Source organism: Sphingomonas vulcanisoli (assembly GCF_011761305.1).
In the GTDB taxonomy this organism is placed as follows: Bacteria; Pseudomonadota; Alphaproteobacteria; order Sphingomonadales; family Sphingomonadaceae; genus Sphingomonas_I; species Sphingomonas_I vulcanisoli.
Window position 1 is genome coordinate 413,102 of record NZ_JAAOZC010000001.1, and the last position, 16,133, is coordinate 429,234.

The window sequence follows — 16,133 nt, forward strand, 5'->3', positions numbered from 1 at the left end:
GGAGGGCGCGGCAAGCGGCGGTCAAGGTGTCTATCTTCCCCCCTTGACGTGAGGAAAAGGGGTCAAAGCTTCAGGTTCACCCGCACGCCGAGATTATCGATGCCGGGGTTCTGCTGGCTGAAGATCTGCGCATGGCTGAGATGCGTGAAGCTCGCTTCGACCCCGATGCGCGGCGCGACCCGGAAGCCGAGCGCAAGCTCCGGTTCGAATACGACGCGGCTGCCGAGATCGGTGCGGATGCCCGCGCTATCGTAACGGCGGTGCGGCCCATCGTGGATCGCGATACCGAGGCCGGGGCGGATATAGAGGCGATGGCCGATCTTGTAGCCCAGGCCCGCGGCGGCAAAATCGGTGCCGCCCCGGCTGTTCACCGATCCGACGACATAGGGTTGCAGGCCGCGGATCGGCCCGGTCGTGAACAGGTGGTTCCAGCGATAGCCGAATTCAAAATCGGCGCCCCCTTCGTGGATGTCCTTCGTGAAGAGCAGGAGATCGTGCCTATAGACGCCGCCGAAAAGATCGTTGGCCGAAGCCGGCACGGCCAGCATGATGGCTGCTGCAGCCGCCGAGCCCCAAACACTGTTCATACGCACTCCCAACGCTTACGCTGATCTACTCTCGCGCATCGCACTTAACTATGGCGGGGTGCGAAGCCCATTAAGGGGCAACGCTAGGGATCGGTGGTGCTCAACCTTGCTGTTCGATGAACGGTCGACGCGGTTCGACGGAACGACGATAGGCGGATTGTGGCTTTGCGGGTGGTCGCGCATGGGAAAGGATCATTTTCGATCTTTCGGAGGCTTGGCTTTTGACGTTGAGATCACGACCGGAAGGGGACGTGCGTGGCCGTGGCTGAGTCGGAGCATTCGGGCCCGGATGACGCCCGGACTGGGGTTTCCGCATGGGTGGCTATCGCATCGATCGTCGGCTTCTGGACGCTCTATTTCGCGATCCTGACGACGCGCGCGCTGGTGATCTACCAGGATCACGCCGGCACGGGATCGCGGGCGATCGTCTCGATCGCGTCGGTGATGATCACCATCCTTTTCTATCTGGCGTTGCGCTGGATCGGCACGACCAAGCTCTGGACCAGCATCATCGTCGCCGCCGTGCTCGCGGCGCCAGCGGCGATCTCCTATGCGGCGATCAACTGGTATGTGTTCAGCCATAGCTGGGTGCAGCCGCAGCCCCGCCGGGTGGTCGTCATGGCCGGGGAGGGCGGGCCGGGGACGGGCCATGCGCCGACGATGATCACCGTCGGCAAGATGAGTTCGGACGACAATATGGCGCCCGTCACCGCGATCGCGGACCAGGCGGCGAACGGCTATTTCTTCTTCGTCTGCTGGGCGGCGCTGTATCTTGCGCTCTGCTACGCCGCCGAGATCGGCGCGCTGGAGCGGCGGGCGGCGGCGCTGAAGCGCGCGGCGCAATCGGCGGAGCTTCGCGCGCTGCGCTATCAGGTCAATCCGCACTTCCTGTTCAACACGCTCAATTCGCTCTCTTCGCTGGTGATGACAGATCGCAAGGCGGCGGCGGAGCGGATGATCGTCAATCTTTCGACCTTCTTCCGCAACAGCCTGACCGCCGATCCGACCGAGGACGTGCCGCTGGACGACGAGATCCGGCTGCAACAACTCTATCTGGACATAGAGGCCGAGCGGTTTCCGGAGCGGCTGGCCGTGCGGATCGATGTCGACGAGGATGTCCGCAAGGCGTGCGTGCCCGGCTTGATCCTGCAGCCCCTGGTGGAAAATGCGGTGAAGCACGGCGTTTCGCGCGCCCGCACTCCGGTCACGCTCCGCATCCGCGCCTATCGCGAGGGGGTCAATCTGGTGGTGCTGGTCGATAATGACGGCGATACGCGCGGTGTCGCACCGGCGCAGGGCACGGGCGTGGGGCTGCGCAACGTGCGCGAGCGGCTGGCGGCTCGCTTCGGCGATGAGGCCAAGGCGAGCTGGGCGACGATCCCCGGCGGCGGCTTCGCGGTACGGCTCGAGATGCCGTTGATCCACAATGACTGCTGAGACCGCTCCGCTCCGCACCTTGATCGTGGATGATGAGCCGCTGGCGATCGAGCGGCTGCAGATCCTGTGCGCGGGAGAGCCGCAGATCGCGCTGGTAGGCACCGCGAGCGATGGCGAGGCGGCGCTGCGGCTGATCGAGGCTTTGACCCCCGATCTGGTCTTGCTCGACATATCGATGCCCGGCCTCGATGGGATGGACGTCGCGCGCGCGGTGGACGGCAAGGCGGCGGCGCCGGCGATCATCTTCTGCACGGCGTTCGATCATTATGCGGTGGCGGCGTTCGATGTCGCGGCGGTGGGCTATCTGCTCAAGCCGGTGACGCCCGATCAGCTTGCCAAGGCGGTGAAGCGCGTCGCGCGGGTGCGGAGCGAGGCGGCGGCGGAGGCGGAGGCAGTGCCCGACTATCTCGACGAATTCTGGGTGACGCAGCGTTCGGAGGTGATCCGCATCGCGGCGACCGATATCGACCGGATCGAGGCCGAGCGCGATTATATGCGGCTGCACGTCGGCCAGCGCAGCTTTCTGCTCCACCAGACGATCAGCGAGCTGGAGCGGCGGCTCGATCCCGCGAAATTTCTGCGGTTGCACCGCTCGACGATCGTCCGGCGCGATGCGATCGCCAAGATGCGCCACAACGGTCTCGGCACCTGGTTCGCCTGCCTGACGGACGGCACGGAGCTACGGATCGGCCGCAGCTATCAGACGGCGGCCAAGGCGGCGGCTAAACTATAACATCCCGTTCGCCCTGCTCAGCACGAGCAGTGGAATTAGATCACCAATGGCGTCGGCGGCCGTAACCCCCGCGCGGGCCATAGCCATAGCCGTAATGGCGGTAATAATAATTGTGATAGGGATAGGGTCGGTAGTTCCAGCGTCCGTCAATAAAGATCCACGGACGATACCATTCGGGCGCGGCGTAATAATAAGGCCCCTGGTCGTAATAGAAGGCCGGCGCACCGCCGCGCGTGACATAGCCGGGCGGGCAGCCAGGGCTGGTGGCGCGCCCGTCAGTGCTGCCGATCGCCGCGCCGCCGGCCGCGCCCGCAATACCGCCGATCACCGCGCCGCCGCCGCGATCATGACGGCCGGCGACGCTGGAGCCGAGCAACGCACCGAACAGCCCGCCGATCACCGCGCCGGCACCGGCGTTGCCGCCCGATTTGACGCAATACCGCTGTGCCCAATCCTCAGCATAAGCCTCGTAATGCCGATCCTGATCGGGGTTGGGCGCGTAGCTGGGATCGGGCTGATAGCCGGGCGGCGGGGGTGGGGGTTGTGATCCGTCATAGCCCGGCGGCGGCGGCGGTGCCTGATAATTGTCGGGCTGCTGGGCATAGCCCTGCGGCGGATAGCCTTGCTGCCCGTAACCTTGCTGCGCCGGTGGCGCGCCATAGGGCTGCTGATAGCCTTGGGGCGGGGGATAATCCTGCGCCAGAACCGCCGTTGCAGGAATGGCTACTGCAACAACGCCTGTCGTCATTTTAAGGGCCAGGGCACGCCACTTCGCTGTCATCGGACCAATCCTCGTCACTCTGTTCTGCCGTCGTTCTACCGGTCGGAGCGTGAACGGCGACTGACGGGAGCGTGTTCCTGCGAATGCGCTCAATGGAGCGTGGCGCGAAAAAAGAGGGCCTTCGGGAGTACCGAAGGCCCTCAAGAGGCACCGAAGGTCATCAGCCCGGGGTCACGAGCCGCTTGCGGTGTTGGGGGCAGCCGATTGCGTCTTGGCTTCGGCGTAGTGCGGTGCGCTACGGGCCATGGCATCGGCGATCTGGGCCTTGGCGCCCTGCATCGCCGCCTGACGGCAGCGGCCATTTTCGAAATTGTCGGGGACGTCGTTGAGGCTGCACACCTCGCCGACCGCATGGTTTACGCGGTTCTGGAGTTTGCGCTGATCAGCGGCGCTGGCGAGATTGAGATCGGTGGTCTGGACGTGCATCTGACGGACGATCGCCGCATTGGTGTCGGACACCGTGATGACGGGAGCGGCGGAAACGGCGGCCGGGGCGATCGCCGTACCGGCGGCCAGCAGAGCGAGCATGCGAGAAACGAACATCGGAAACTCTCCTTGAAAGCCTTGGGGTGGCCTGGTCGATCAGCGGTCAACCGCGACCGCCTCACTCTTCTAGGAGGGTGATTTCGGGTCCGCGCGCCCGGCTCGACCGACGTCACCCAGGTCTCGACATTCCGCCGATCGCACCGACGAACGGTCTAATCGTTTCGGCGAACGACGTGATTAACGGGTGAGTGGCGCGCGAATCGAAGTTGCCGCGTTCCGACGCAGGCCGGAGCGTTGGGTATTTGCGTGCAATGCTGAGTGTTTCAGCGCTCCGGCTTGCGCCGGAGCACGGCGCTCCGAGTGTGCGCTAGGTGCGATTACTTGTCTTTGTCCGGGCGCGGGGGGCGCGCGCCGCCGGGGCGGGGGCCCTTGGGCCTATCGCCGGCGGGATGACGCGGGCGGGTATGCGCAGGCGGTCGGTTGCCGCCGGGGCGCGGACCGGTCGGGCGCGGAGGCGGCGGCGATAAGCCAAGCGGAGTGACCGAATAGCCTTCTTTCTGCAATCGCTGGAAGGCGGTGCGCACGCTTGCCTCGATCGCCTGCTGCAGTTCGGCGGGGACATCCGCATAAGCGGCGTTGACGTGCAGCGCGCCCAGATCGCGCAGCAGATTGTTGGGCAGGCCCTTGGAAGCCTTCTTCAGCGCCTCCACCGCGTCCATCACCGCGGCGAAAAGAATGTGTTGCATCACGTCGGTGGCGGATTTGGTCATGGCTGGGCGCCCTTAGCGCCCCTCCGCGCCGAACGGAAGCGACTCCAGTGTCAGGCGGCGACGCAGGTGCGGCCGCGTCCGGCATTTTTCGCGGCATAGAGCGCCGTATCCGCGCGCTCGATCGTGGCATGGACATCGGCAAGATCGTCCAGTTCGGCGATACCCGCAGAGAAGTTCACCTGCCCCAGCGGCCGGCCGCTATCCTTATCGACCAGCTTGCGTTCCAGCAGTCCGGTGCGGATGCGATCGATCTCCGCTGCGGCTTCCTCCATACTGGTATCCTGAAACAGCAGCACGAATTCCTCGCCGCCGAAGCGTGCCGCAAAACAAAAGTCGCCGGCAATTTCCTGGAACTGCTTGGCGATCAGCTTGAGCACGCGATCGCCCGTGGCATGGCCGTGCGCGTCGTTGATCTTCTTGAAATGATCGATGTCGCACATCGCCAGTACCGGCTTCTGCGAACGCGGCACGGCGGCGGTGAGATCGCGGATATGCTTTTCGAATGCGCGGCGGTTGGGCAGATTGGTAAGGTGATCGAGGTTGGCGACACGGTTCGCGGTGCGCAACGTCGAGCGCAGCGTCTGCGCCTGCTCGCGCCGCTCGCGCAGCTCCTGATCGACCGACCGCGTCTGCGCGACCATCTTGCGTGTCAGCTCGACAACGCGGGACAGCGTCTGCGCCGGCGTGGTTTCCAGCGTGGCGATCTCGCTGGTCAGCGCATCGCCGAATTCCTTCTGCGCGGTGCCCGATTGGCCGATCAAGGCTATGCAGCGGCCGAGCTCGGCCTCGACCGAATTGGCGATATCCTCGAGCTTGCCCGAACCCAGGCCATCCTCCGGCCGCTCACCGTAGAAGCGCTCGATCCAGGCATTGGAGATCGGCTCGCCTTCGAGCAGCGACTTGGAAACGGCGTTGATCAGTTCCTGGTTGATGTCACCGACGACGTCATGCGCCGCGCCGAAGTTGAGTGGGGTCAGCTCCAGCGAATGGCGGAAAAGGAAATCGCCGATGCGATCGTAAAGCCGGCGCGCCGAGCTCACCGTCGCCGGCCGTGGGGGGGCGGGCGCGGCGGCGGGCTCAGCCTCGGCACTCGTTCGGCCAAACCGCGACAGCGCGCCGATCAGACCGGAACGGCGCTGCGGTTCGACATCTTCCGGCGGCGTGTGGACAGTCGCCATTCTCAAGCGCTCCATAGGCTCGGTTGTGGGGCATCATTCTCGAACGGGTGACCGGCCGAGGCGGCGACAAGCAGCCGCGGATCGGGCATGCGCCCGTCAAGGACCAGCGCGCGCAGCACGCTCCAGCCGGTTCCGAACCAGGCTTCACCCGATTCGACGCCGACGATGTTGTCGCCGCGCAAACTCAGCGAACAGGTAAGCTCCTCGAACCGCACAAGTTCGCGTTCGGTGGTCGAATAGAAGGCGCGGACCTTGGGCAGCAGCGGATCGGCGGGGTTGCCGCCGGTGACGATGCCGAGCCGGTTGGTCCGCAGCCGCACCAGCGCGCCGACGGGATAGATGCCGATGCTGTGGATGAACGCTTGCAGGATTGCGGGGTCAAAGTGGCCGTCCCAATCGAGCATTTTCGAAAGCGCATCGGTCGGTTGCCAGCCCGCTTTGTACGGGCGGTTCGAGGTGATCGCATCGTAGACGTCGCACACCGCACCCATCCGCGCATGCAGCGACAATCGTTCGCCGGAGAGACCGAAGGGATAGCCCTTGCCGTCGATCCGCTCATGGTGATGGAGGCAGACATCGAGCGCGATCGGCGGTGCGCCTTCTGCCTCCGCAAGCAAAGCGTGGCCCGCGGCGGGATGATTGCGGATCAAATCGAATTCGTCGCTGGTCAGCGATCCCGGCTTTTCGAGGATCGCGTCCGGCACCGCCATCTTGCCGATATCGTGAAGGAGCCCGGCCATGCCGATATCGTGCGTCGACGAATCGTCCAGGCCGAGCTCGCGGCCCAGGTTGATCATCAGCGCGCAGACCGCGACCGAATGCAGATAGGTGTATTCGTTCTTGTTCTTAAGCCGCGTCACCTTGAGCATGGCGGAGGCATCGCGCTCCACCGATGCCGCAATTTCCTCGACCAGCGGCGCGACATCGTTCGGCCGGATCGCGCGGCCGAGGCGCGCATCCCGGAACATCGCCATCACTGCCTGCTTCGATCGCCGTACCGTTTCGGTTGCGCGCGCGATCTCGCCGGCATCCCCGGGAGCCGACACCCCGCGGACGGTGCGCTTGGGCGTCAGCATCGCCCGCAGCGTTTCGTCGGGTGCCCGCTTCGGCAAGGGGGATGCCGCGCCGATCGGCTGGGGCGCATCGAGTTCCGCGATCGGGCGATCCTGTGACGGATCGGGACCAAGCCCGCGCTCGTCATCGATGAGCACGGCATCGACTTCGGAGTCGGCAATCCGGCGCAACAGCTCCTCATCGTGGACGACGAAGCCCTTGCGCCAGAACGGATGCTTCAGCCACGAGCCTTCGAAGCCCACGACATACATGCCCATCCGTAGCTGGTGGAGTTCGATCCGCCGCTTCATGTCGTGTGAGCCCGCATGGAGGCTCAAATAACGGGACAAGATTAAGAAGCCGTTTCGGCCCCAGCGATTACTTCTCTCCGGTTGCGGTGCGCGGGGAAAGCCCGCAAGGAATGGTGGTGCCTCGGCTCTCCCACTTTCTCGGCATCCCCAATATCAAGCAGCGGCTGAAGGCTCCGCTGGACGAATTGTGGGATCGCCGGTTCGGTGTGCATACCTTCGGCTTCCATCCGGCCAAGGGCGCATACGGGGATCCCGATTGGGGATCGCACTTCGTGCCGCTCGGCTGGCGGGATATCTTCGCCGTGCTGGATGCCGCGGAGTTGGGGCCGGACGACGTCTTCACCGATCTCGGCTGCGGTACGGGCCGGGCGGTGTTTGCCGCCGCACATCGTGGCGTGCAGCGCGCCGTGGGCGTCGAATATGTGCCGTGGCTGGCCAAGGTGGCCGAGGAAAACCGGAAGCGGTTCCCAGGCAAGGACATTGCCATCGTAGAAGGCGATGCGCGCGATGTTTCGCTGGCCGATAGTACGATCGTGTATATGTTCCACGCACTCGGCACCGGCGTGCTGCAGGATGTGCTCGATCGCGCCGAACGCGATCGCGCGGCGGCAGGGTCGGGGCGGTTGCGGATCTGCTACGTCAATCCGGTCTTTGCCGAGATGCTGGATCGCACGGCCTGGCTGAAGCCCTTCACATCACTGCCCGGCGGGGCTTATCCCACGCGCATCTGGGAAAGCCGTTAGGCCCAGAGCGGAGCGCGGGGGCCGAGGAGCGTCGATCGCCGCAGCAGGCCGAACACGCACGCCGCGAGCAACGCAATCAGCCACCACCACAGCGCCTCGCGCGCCATCCATCCCAACAGCGCGACGAACGGGCGGGAATCGGGGCCGATCAGCTTGGCCACATAGAGCAGGCCGCGCCGCCAGCAATCGCTCCACAAAAGCGCGAGGACCAGCGCTGGCGCAGGGTAGAAAAGCTTCGACCCGCCACCCCGCAGCGCAAGCAGCGCGGGCAGCGTCAGCAGCAGGTGGATCGCGCGGTAACCGATGTTCTGCGCCGTGAAGAAGCAGCCCAGCGTGAGCAATCCCCCGGCGAGCAGGAAGGCCCTTTCGCGCAAGGGGAGCGCCGCGATGGCCTCCACCGTCGTGACGCGAAACGAGAGCCGGGCGCCGAGGCCGAGGGCCGCCGCGCTCATCGTCCAGCGGATCAGCGGGATGAGCGGGGGCGCGCCATCGATCAGCGTGCTGATCCCGCCCGCAACCTGGATCGAACCGAACATGCCGCCGAAATAGTCGCCGGTCGGGATCAGGCCTAGCGCGCGCGTGAGATCGCCCCAGGCAAGCGTCACGAACAGCGCGGTCGGCAGGATCGCGGCCGCCGTGATCGCCGCCAGGCGTGCCGGGCGCTCGCGTGCCGCCAGCGCCATCAAGGCCAGCGGATAATATTTGAGCAGGCCCGCAAGTAGCGCAAAGCAATAGCCCAAAATCCTGAACGCCGGCGATCGGCAGGCAAGCGCTGCCGCACATGCGGCGAGCGTAAAAAGCACGACGTCGTTGTTGCCGCGCTCCACCGCGAATGCGGCCACCGTCGATACCGCGCCTAGTGTCATCGCCAGGACGTGCCGTGGCGCGCGCGCTGCTGGGAGCAACGCCACCGCGCCGCAGTAGAGCAGAGCGATCGCGATGCCGATCGGCGTGCCCCATGCGATCGTCACGGGCGCGCGGGCGATCAGCATCCACAGCGGCGAATAATCGTAGACCCGCCCCAGCGTATCACAGGGGTTGGCGACATAGACATCGATCCCCGCCCTCAGGCAGCGCGCGCCTGAAAGCATTGTCTCGGTATCGAGGAACGGGAAATCGAACACATCGACCCCCCAGATGATCAGAATCCGGCGATAGGCACCGGTTGAACGCGCGGCCCACAGCAGCCCCAGCAGGACAGACAGGGTGAAAGCTGCCAAAGCCGGGGCGAACCGCGATAGAGGGGGTTGTCGCATTACGGTCATTTACTGTCATGTGCCGGCATAAAGCGGCGTTCATAAGGAGAGGGCGTTAGCACGATAGCAAGTTTGGTGTGGCAACCTCACCATAAAGGTAAGGGTTAGATGACCGATGATCGACGGTAAAAAGGTTGCAGTGGTATTACCGGCGTACAATGCCGCGCGGACCCTGCGGCAAACCTATCAGGAAATTCCGCACGACATCGTCGATGATGTGATCCTTACCGACGATTGCAGCAAGGACGATACCTTGCTGATCGCGCGCTCGCTCAACATCCACACGCTGCGCCATGAGGAAAACCGCGGCTATGGCGGCAACCAGAAGAGCTGCTACCAGGCGGCGCTGGAGCGCGGCGCGGACATCGTGGTGATGCTGCACCCCGATTATCAATATACGCCCAAACTGGTAACCGCGATGGCAAGCATGATCGCCTCGGGCCACTACGACGCCGTGCTGGCAAGCCGCATCCTCGGTCGCGGCGCGCTGGAGGGCGGGATGCCGCGCTACAAATATATCGCCAACCGCGCGCTGACCTTTTTTCAAAACGTGCTGCTCGGCCAGAAACTCTCCGAATATCATTCAGGCTATCGCGCCTTCAGCCGGGAACTGCTGGAGAAGCTGCCGCTGCTCGCCTGCTCCGAGGATTTCGTCTTCGATAATCAGATGTTGGCGCAGGCGCGGTGGTTCGGCTTCACTACCGGCGAGATCAGCTGCCCGACCAAATATTTCGCCGAAGCCTCCAGCATCAATTTCCGCCGCAGCTGCACCTATGGCCTCGGCGTGCTGGGGACGAGCTTCGCCTATCGCTTGAACAAGCTGGGCCTGAAGCGTTCGGCGATCTTCCACGATCTCGAAGCGCGGCTGCGCACCGAGACCGTGGTCCCAATCGCAAAGATCAAGCAGCGAGCTTGATCGCCAGCCTGGCGACAATCTCGCCCTGGTGGCGCGCGCCTTCGAGTTCGGTTTCCGAAGGCTGGCGGGTGCCATCGCCATTGGCGATCGTCGTAGCGCCATAAGGTGATCCGCCGACCACCTCGTCGTTCCGCATCATGCCGGTATGGCTGTACGGCAGGCCTGCGATCACCATGCCGAAGTGGAGCATGTTGGTGATCAGCGAGAAGAGCGTCGTCTCCTGCCCGCCGTGCTGCGTGGCAGAGGAGGTGAAGGCGCTGCCGATCTTGCCGTTTAGCGCGCCCTTCGCCCAAAGCCCGCCCGCCTGATCGAGGAAGGCCGCCATCTGCGAACTGATCCGGCCGAAGCGCGTGCCCGTGCCGATGATGATCGCGTCATAGTCGGCGAGGTCGTTTACAACCGCGATCGGCGCGGCCTGATCGAGCTTGAAGTGCCCGGCCTGCGCGATCTCGAGCGGCACCGTCTCGGGCACGCGCTTGATATCCACCTCAGCGCCCGCCGCCCGCGCACCCTCGGCGATCGCGCCCGCCATCGTCTCGATATGTCCGTAAGTCGAATAATAGAGCACTAGAACTTTAGCCATTGGTCACTCCTTTGCGTTAAGAGCGGGGATGGCGGGGACGAGGCAGTGGAGCCAGCCGTAAAGTCTAGTCCGAATCGTTCGATAAAGTTGAATGCACACCCGGCGCTTGTAATGGTGAGCGCGTTGCGTCCGATTGATAACCCTGAAGCTAAGCCGCCTGACGCAGTTCCATCCGGCCCCAGATCTCCACCAGCGCTCCCACGAGCTCCTGCATCATCTCCACCGTATGGCTAGGCCCCGGAGTAAACCGAAGGCGTTCGGTGCCGCGGGGGACGGTGGGATAGTTGATCGGCTGGACGTAGACGCCGTATTCGGCGAGCAATATGTCGCTGATCCGCTTGGCCTTGACCGGATCGCCGACCATCAGCGGCACGATATGCGTGACCGACGGCATCACCGGCAGGCCGGCCTCGGCCATCAGCCCTTTGAGCATCGCGGCGGCGGCCTGCTGGCCGTCGCGCTCCTCGGACGATCCCTTGAGATGCTTCACGCTGGCCAGCGCGCCCGCCACCAATACCGGCGATAGGCTGGTGGTGAAGATGAAGCCCGGCGCATAGCTGCGAATCACATCGATGATCGTGCGATCGGTGGCGATATAGCCGCCCATCACGCCGAACGCCTTGCCGAGCGTGCCTTCGATGATCGTGATCCGCGATGCCGCCTCGTCCCGATCCGAAATGCCGCCGCCGCGCGGGCCGTACATGCCGACGGCATGGACCTCGTCGCAATAGGTCAGCGCGTTATATTTATCGGCAAGGTCGCAGATGGCGTGGATGGGCGCGACGTCGCCATCCATCGAATAGACGCTCTCGAAGGCGATCAGCTTGGGCGCTTCCGCATCCTCTGCCGCCAGCAATTCCTCGAGATGCTCGAGATCGTTGTGCCGCCACACCCTTTTCTCGCAGCCCGCATTGCGGATGCCCGCGATCATCGAGGCGTGGTTGAGCTCATCGGAAAAGACGATGCAGCCGGGCAGCACCTTGGCGAGCGTCGACAGCGTCGCATCGTTCGAGACATAGCCCGAGGTGAACAGCAGCGCCGCTTCCTTGCCGTGCAAATCGGCGAGTTCGGCTTCCAGATCGATGTGATAATGGGTGTTGCCGCCGATGTTGCGCGTACCGCCCGATCCGGCGCCGACATCGTGCAGCGCCTCTTCCATCGCTGCGATCACCTTGGGATGCTGGCCCATCGCGAGGTAATCGTTCGAGCACCAGACGGTGATCGGCTTCGGCCCGTTATGCCCGGCGAAGCAGCGCGCGTTGGGGAACATGCCCTTGTTGCGCAGGATATCGATGAACACCCGATAGCGGCCCTCGGCATGAAGGCGATCGATCGCTTGGGTGAAAACGCGGCTGTAATCCAAGACTCTAACCCTTCCGCGGGACCGCGCCCAATACCGATAAGTGTGGAGGGTTTCCAGCGCCATTCCTCGATCAGTCAGATCGAAGCCCGATACCTCTCCCGCCTTCGCGGGAGAGGAGGGGCCCGCTCGCGCAGCGAGTGGGAGGTGAGGGTCTTCTTCTGCCGATCGGGCCGAAAAGAAAAAGACCCTCACCCAATCCTCTCCCGCGAAAGCGGGAGAGGGCTTGAGGGCGTCAAAGCTGCTCGATCCTAGGCAATCCGCGCGCGGCTAGTGAGTCTACAAGGGCGGTCGGTATATCGAGCGAGGCGGTAAACACGATGCTCCCGCCTGTCGGTTCAACGGGCCAATCCTGATCGCGGGTGAGGGTGGCGATGCGCCGCGCGATCCCTGGTGCCCCATCGACGAAGGCAAGCGGACGCGGCGCGATGGCGGCGAGGCGATCGGCGACCAGCGGGAAATGGGTGCAGGCCAGCACCACAATATCCATCGCCTCCCCGCCGGGCTGGGCGAGCAGGCCGGCGAGCGCCTCGGCATAATCGGCATCGGCGGTGGCCTCGCCGCGCAGGCTCTGCTCGGCCAGTTCGACCAGCCGCGCCGATCCGTGGCGCAGCACTGTGCAATCGGCGGCGAAGCGCGCTGAAAGATCGTCGACATAAGGCTGGCGGACGGTCGCCTCGGTGCCGAGCACGCCGATCACGCGCGTTTTTGAGGCCTCGGCGGCTGGTTTGATCGCGGGCACCGTGCCGACGATCGGCAGATCGAGCGCGGCGCGCACCGCCGCCAGCGCGATCGTCGAGGCGGTGTTGCAGGCGATGGTGATCAGTCGCGGCCGATAGCGCTCCGCCAGCCGCCCCAGCAGAGCCGGCACGCGCGCGGCGATCTCGGCTTCGCTCTTGGTGCCATAAGGAAAGCCGCCGTTATCGGCGACATAGATGATCGGCGCCTGCGGCAGGGCTTTACGCACCTCCGCAAGTACCGATAGCCCGCCGACGCCCGAATCAAACAGCAGGAGCGGGCGGCTATCCACCAAGATCAAACACCGCCGAGAAAATCCCGCTTGCCGAGCGGCACACCCTTGTTGCGCAGGATCGCATAGGCCGCGGTCGCGTGGAAGAAGACGTTGGGAAGCACGAAGCCCAGCAGGTAGGCCTGCCCTTTGAAGGGCATTTCGTTACCTGCGATTTTCAGAACGATATCGCGCTCTTCGCTGCCATCGATATCGGTGGCGGAAAGCGTGTTGAGATAAGCGACCGTCTTGGCGATCCGCTCGCGCAGTTGGGCGAAACTGGTCTCGTCATCGGCATAGGCCGGGGCTTCCTGGCCGGCGAGACGGGCGCCGCCGCCCTTGGCCATGTCGGTCATGATCTGGATCTGGCGCGGGAAGGCGAGCATGTCGGGTGCGAGCTTGCCATCGAGCAGCTCCTGCGCATCCAAACCCTGCTCCTCGGCATAGTCCTCGGCCTTGCCCAGGAAGGCGGATACGGCCTCCAGCTGCCTGATCAGTACCGGTACGCTCGCCTGATACATGGAAATCGTCATCGTATGATCCTCCCGGCGCGGACTGGATCGCCGGATGGCGGCCGCGTGACCGTCAATTGGGTGCATTGCCCCGGTTTCGCCAGCCCCTTATTCGCTCAAAATCCTAAACGAGGATCGCAGATCGCAGCGCGTATCGGCGCGCCTTCCAGCATTTAATGCGGGGGGAAAGGCGGAAAGGCGAGGGGTGGAACATTGGCTCCAGGCGATCCAGCAGCCACCGCATTGTAGATGCCGACGCCGACCGCGCTGAAGGTGATCAGGTTGATTGTGAACTGCATCGCCGCGATCGTTGCCAGCCCCCACCACCAGGCAGGGTGAACCCGCCCGGTCACGCGCAGATCGCGGATCACGCCGGCGATTGGAAAAAGGATTACCAGAGCGAATACGGCCTCCCCCGCATAAGGGATCAGGAGAGGCATCGGGATCAGGCGGCCGACGCCGGGGCCGAGCAGGATTGCCATGCCGCAGAACATCAGCCGGCGATGCCATTGCGTCTGGCGCCGCTTGACGATCGCCGCGGCTGCCAGGCCCGCGAACGTAAAGACGGAGAGCGGATCCATGATCAGGAAGTAGCCGGGCTGGAAGAAGAAGGGCGTGTGGCCAAGGCGGACCAGTAATACGGTGACATAAGTCCCCATCGCCACCATCGCCGGTATCCACGCGAGGGACAGCCAGCCGAGACGGCGATGCAGGGCGAGCGAGCCCCGCGCCGCCAAGATATTTTGCGTAAGGTATAGCACCACCCAGCCGAAGAAGATGATCGCGTGGATATGAACGCGCAGCGGCGCGCCGAAAGAGGAGCGGCCCGCCGCGAGCTGGAGCGAAAACCCCGCGACCACAAGCACGCTCATCACGATCGCGCTGATCAGGAAGAATCGTTCTCCGCGCGCAGCCGTCAGCGGCGGTATCACCAGCGTTGCCATCGTCCTGCCCCCTTACAGCCCCGATGCCGCATCATAGCATTTCGGCGGAAACGCGAAAGCGACTCCATTCGTCGCGCGACGAATAGCGCATCCGGCGGTTGACCCGCGGCGCCTGCCCGGCGAGACGCAGCGAACGTGACGCCGCCCAACAAACCCCCTTCATCGCAGCCCAAGCGGCCGTGGCACGCGCCCTGGTTCGTCTGGGCGGCCGGCATCGTTTTGGGCGCGGCATTGCTGATCGAGCTTGCCGTGCTCGGATATCATATGATTGCCAGCGCACCCGTGCGCCAAGGCTTCCGCACCGCCGCCCGCGCCGAGCGGGGTTTGGGCGCCGGACCGATCAGCCAGAAACGCTTTCGTATCGATTATGCGCGGGTCGATGCGCGCGCCAAGGATTTGATGAACCGCAACGACATGGTCGGGCTCGGTCTCGCCGTGATCGAGAACGGCCAGCTCGCCTTCATCAAGGGCTATGGCGAGACCAAGGCGGGTTCGGGGGACAAGGTCAGTGCGCAGACAGTGTTCCGCTGGGCGTCCAATTCCAAGGGGGTGGCATCGACGCTGGCGGCGCTGCTTGCCAGCCAGGGCAAACTCAGCCTCGATGATCCCGTCTCCAAATGGTCGAAATCGATCAAGCTGCCCAAGGGCAACGAGAATGTGGCGACGCTGGCCGATGCGATCTCGCACCGGCTCGGCATCGTCAAGAATGCCTATGACGATCGGCTGGAGGATAATGAGGATCCCGCGCAAATCCGCAGCGAACTCGCCGGTCTCTTCCCGATGTGCCCGCCCGGCACCTGCTTCGCTTATCAGAATGTGGGTTACGATCTGATCCACGAAGCGATCGAGAAAGCGACGCACGAGAGCTATGATCGGGCCGCGCACCAATATATCTTCGGCCCGCTCGGCATGACCAGCGCATCGACCACGCGCGAGGGGTTGGTCGGCGCGAAGAGCTGGGCGCAGCCGCATGACGGGCGGCACACTTTGCCGGTTCAGGAAGCCTATTACCGTATTCCGGCGGCGGGTGGAGTCAACAGCTCGATCATCGACATGGGTATCTGGATGCGTGCGCAGATGGGCGGGGCGCCCAAGGTGCTGCCGCAGAGCCTGCTGTTCACGCTGCACGTCCCGCGCGTGCTGACCCCGCGCAAGGGCCTCGCCGATTATGATCTCGCGCAACACAACAACAGCTATGGCCTCGGCTTTCGCCAGTCCGATTATGACGGCCACCACCTCATCGGCCATCGCGGCGCGGTGAAGGGTTATAGATCGGTGTTTCTGTTCGATCCCGAGGAAAAGGTCGGCGTCGCGATGCTGTGGAACAGCCAATCGGTGAAGCCCACCGGCATGGCGCTGGAGATCCTCGATCAGTTCTATCGCCGCCCGTTTCGTGACTGGATGCAGCTCGGCAAACCCTAAGCGGTTCGGGCCAGAAAAATCCCGAATATGGGGAATTTCGCAGATTAGGCTT

General features: G+C 64.3%; 17 protein-coding genes. 5 read left to right on the forward strand and 12 right to left on the reverse strand.

Annotation, left to right across the window (positions count from 1 at the left end):
- Positions 1 to 62 precede the first annotated feature (62 nt).
- Entirely contained in the window at positions 63 to 587 is a 525-nt protein-coding gene (locus tag FHS31_RS01900; RefSeq protein WP_167071455.1) for an acyloxyacyl hydrolase, read from the reverse strand.
- 318 nt (positions 588 to 905) lie between these two features.
- On the opposite strand from FHS31_RS01900, the gene FHS31_RS01905 reads away from it, so the two are divergent.
- Positions 906 to 2,024: a sensor histidine kinase gene (locus tag FHS31_RS01905; RefSeq protein ID WP_341786261.1), complete on the forward strand. Its 1,119-nt coding sequence runs from the start codon at positions 906 to 908 to the stop codon at positions 2,022 to 2,024.
- Positions 2,014 to 2,757, forward strand: coding sequence for a LytR/AlgR family response regulator transcription factor (locus tag FHS31_RS01910; protein ID WP_167071457.1), 744 nt, complete (start codon positions 2,014 to 2,016; stop codon positions 2,755 to 2,757). The genes FHS31_RS01905 and FHS31_RS01910 overlap by 11 nt, the downstream gene beginning before the upstream one ends.
- A gap of 40 nt (positions 2,758 to 2,797) precedes the next feature.
- Here the strand turns inward: FHS31_RS01910 and FHS31_RS16235 are convergent, their stop codons facing one another.
- From FHS31_RS16235 to FHS31_RS01935, 5 genes are all read right to left on the reverse strand, one after another.
- The gene (locus tag FHS31_RS16235) at positions 2,798 to 3,505 is read right to left on the reverse strand and encodes a hypothetical protein (protein ID WP_208408487.1); all 708 of its coding nucleotides are present in this window, start codon (positions 3,503 to 3,505) and stop codon (positions 2,798 to 2,800) included.
- 204 nt (positions 3,506 to 3,709) lie between these two features.
- A complete protein-coding gene (locus tag FHS31_RS01920) occupies positions 3,710 to 4,081 on the reverse strand; it encodes a UrcA family protein (protein ID WP_167071459.1) in 372 nt (123 codons plus the stop codon).
- A 320-nt stretch (positions 4,082 to 4,401) separates the two neighbouring features.
- The gene (locus tag FHS31_RS01925; RefSeq protein ID WP_167071461.1) at positions 4,402 to 4,794 is read right to left on the reverse strand and encodes a hypothetical protein; all 393 of its coding nucleotides are present in this window, start codon (positions 4,792 to 4,794) and stop codon (positions 4,402 to 4,404) included.
- Positions 4,795 to 4,844: 50 nt separating this feature from the next.
- Positions 4,845 to 5,972, reverse strand: a complete 1,128-nt coding sequence (locus FHS31_RS01930) for a GGDEF domain-containing protein (protein ID WP_167071463.1) — start codon at positions 5,970 to 5,972, stop codon at positions 4,845 to 4,847.
- Positions 5,973 to 5,974: 2 nt separating this feature from the next.
- Positions 5,975 to 7,336 carry an HD-GYP domain-containing protein gene (locus FHS31_RS01935; RefSeq protein WP_167071465.1) on the reverse strand — a complete coding sequence of 454 codons (1,362 nt, stop codon included), beginning with the start codon at positions 7,334 to 7,336 and terminating at the stop codon, positions 5,975 to 5,977.
- Positions 7,337 to 7,452: 116 nt separating this feature from the next.
- On the opposite strand from FHS31_RS01935, the gene FHS31_RS01940 reads away from it, so the two are divergent.
- Entirely contained in the window at positions 7,453 to 8,079 is a 627-nt protein-coding gene (locus FHS31_RS01940; RefSeq protein ID WP_167071467.1) for a methyltransferase domain-containing protein, read from the forward strand.
- Here FHS31_RS01940 and FHS31_RS01945 read toward each other — a convergent pair.
- Positions 8,076 to 9,299: a hypothetical protein gene (locus FHS31_RS01945; protein WP_167071469.1), complete on the reverse strand. Its 1,224-nt coding sequence runs from the start codon at positions 9,297 to 9,299 to the stop codon at positions 8,076 to 8,078. The two genes, FHS31_RS01940 and FHS31_RS01945, sit on opposite strands and share 4 nt — an antisense overlap.
- Positions 9,300 to 9,450: 151 nt before the next feature.
- Here FHS31_RS01945 and FHS31_RS01950 point away from each other — a divergent pair, with 151 nt between their 5' ends.
- Positions 9,451 to 10,251: a glycosyltransferase family 2 protein gene (locus tag FHS31_RS01950; protein WP_167071471.1), complete on the forward strand. Its 801-nt coding sequence runs from the start codon at positions 9,451 to 9,453 to the stop codon at positions 10,249 to 10,251.
- Here FHS31_RS01950 and wrbA read toward each other — a convergent pair.
- From wrbA to FHS31_RS01975, 5 genes are all read right to left on the reverse strand, one after another.
- Positions 10,235 to 10,834 carry an NAD(P)H:quinone oxidoreductase gene (gene wrbA / locus FHS31_RS01955; RefSeq protein WP_167071473.1) on the reverse strand — a complete coding sequence of 200 codons (600 nt, stop codon included), beginning with the start codon at positions 10,832 to 10,834 and terminating at the stop codon, positions 10,235 to 10,237. The two genes, FHS31_RS01950 and wrbA, sit on opposite strands and share 17 nt — an antisense overlap.
- Before the next feature lie 148 nt (positions 10,835 to 10,982).
- Positions 10,983 to 12,197 (reverse strand): 5-aminolevulinate synthase, encoded by a 1,215-nt coding sequence (gene hemA, locus FHS31_RS01960; protein ID WP_167071475.1) that lies wholly within the window; start codon positions 12,195 to 12,197, stop codon positions 10,983 to 10,985.
- Positions 12,198 to 12,429: 232 nt separating this feature from the next.
- The gene (murI, locus tag FHS31_RS01965) at positions 12,430 to 13,227 is read right to left on the reverse strand and encodes a glutamate racemase (protein ID WP_167071476.1); all 798 of its coding nucleotides are present in this window, start codon (positions 13,225 to 13,227) and stop codon (positions 12,430 to 12,432) included.
- A 2-nt stretch (positions 13,228 to 13,229) separates the two neighbouring features.
- Positions 13,230 to 13,736 carry a DUF1993 domain-containing protein gene (locus tag FHS31_RS01970; protein WP_167071478.1) on the reverse strand — a complete coding sequence of 169 codons (507 nt, stop codon included), beginning with the start codon at positions 13,734 to 13,736 and terminating at the stop codon, positions 13,230 to 13,232.
- A gap of 152 nt (positions 13,737 to 13,888) precedes the next feature.
- Positions 13,889 to 14,659, reverse strand: a complete 771-nt coding sequence (locus FHS31_RS01975; RefSeq protein WP_243843203.1) for a hypothetical protein — start codon at positions 14,657 to 14,659, stop codon at positions 13,889 to 13,891.
- A gap of 135 nt (positions 14,660 to 14,794) precedes the next feature.
- On the opposite strand from FHS31_RS01975, the gene FHS31_RS01980 reads away from it, so the two are divergent.
- Positions 14,795 to 16,081: a serine hydrolase gene (locus FHS31_RS01980; protein WP_167071480.1), complete on the forward strand. Its 1,287-nt coding sequence runs from the start codon at positions 14,795 to 14,797 to the stop codon at positions 16,079 to 16,081.
- Positions 16,082 to 16,133 lie beyond the last annotated feature (52 nt).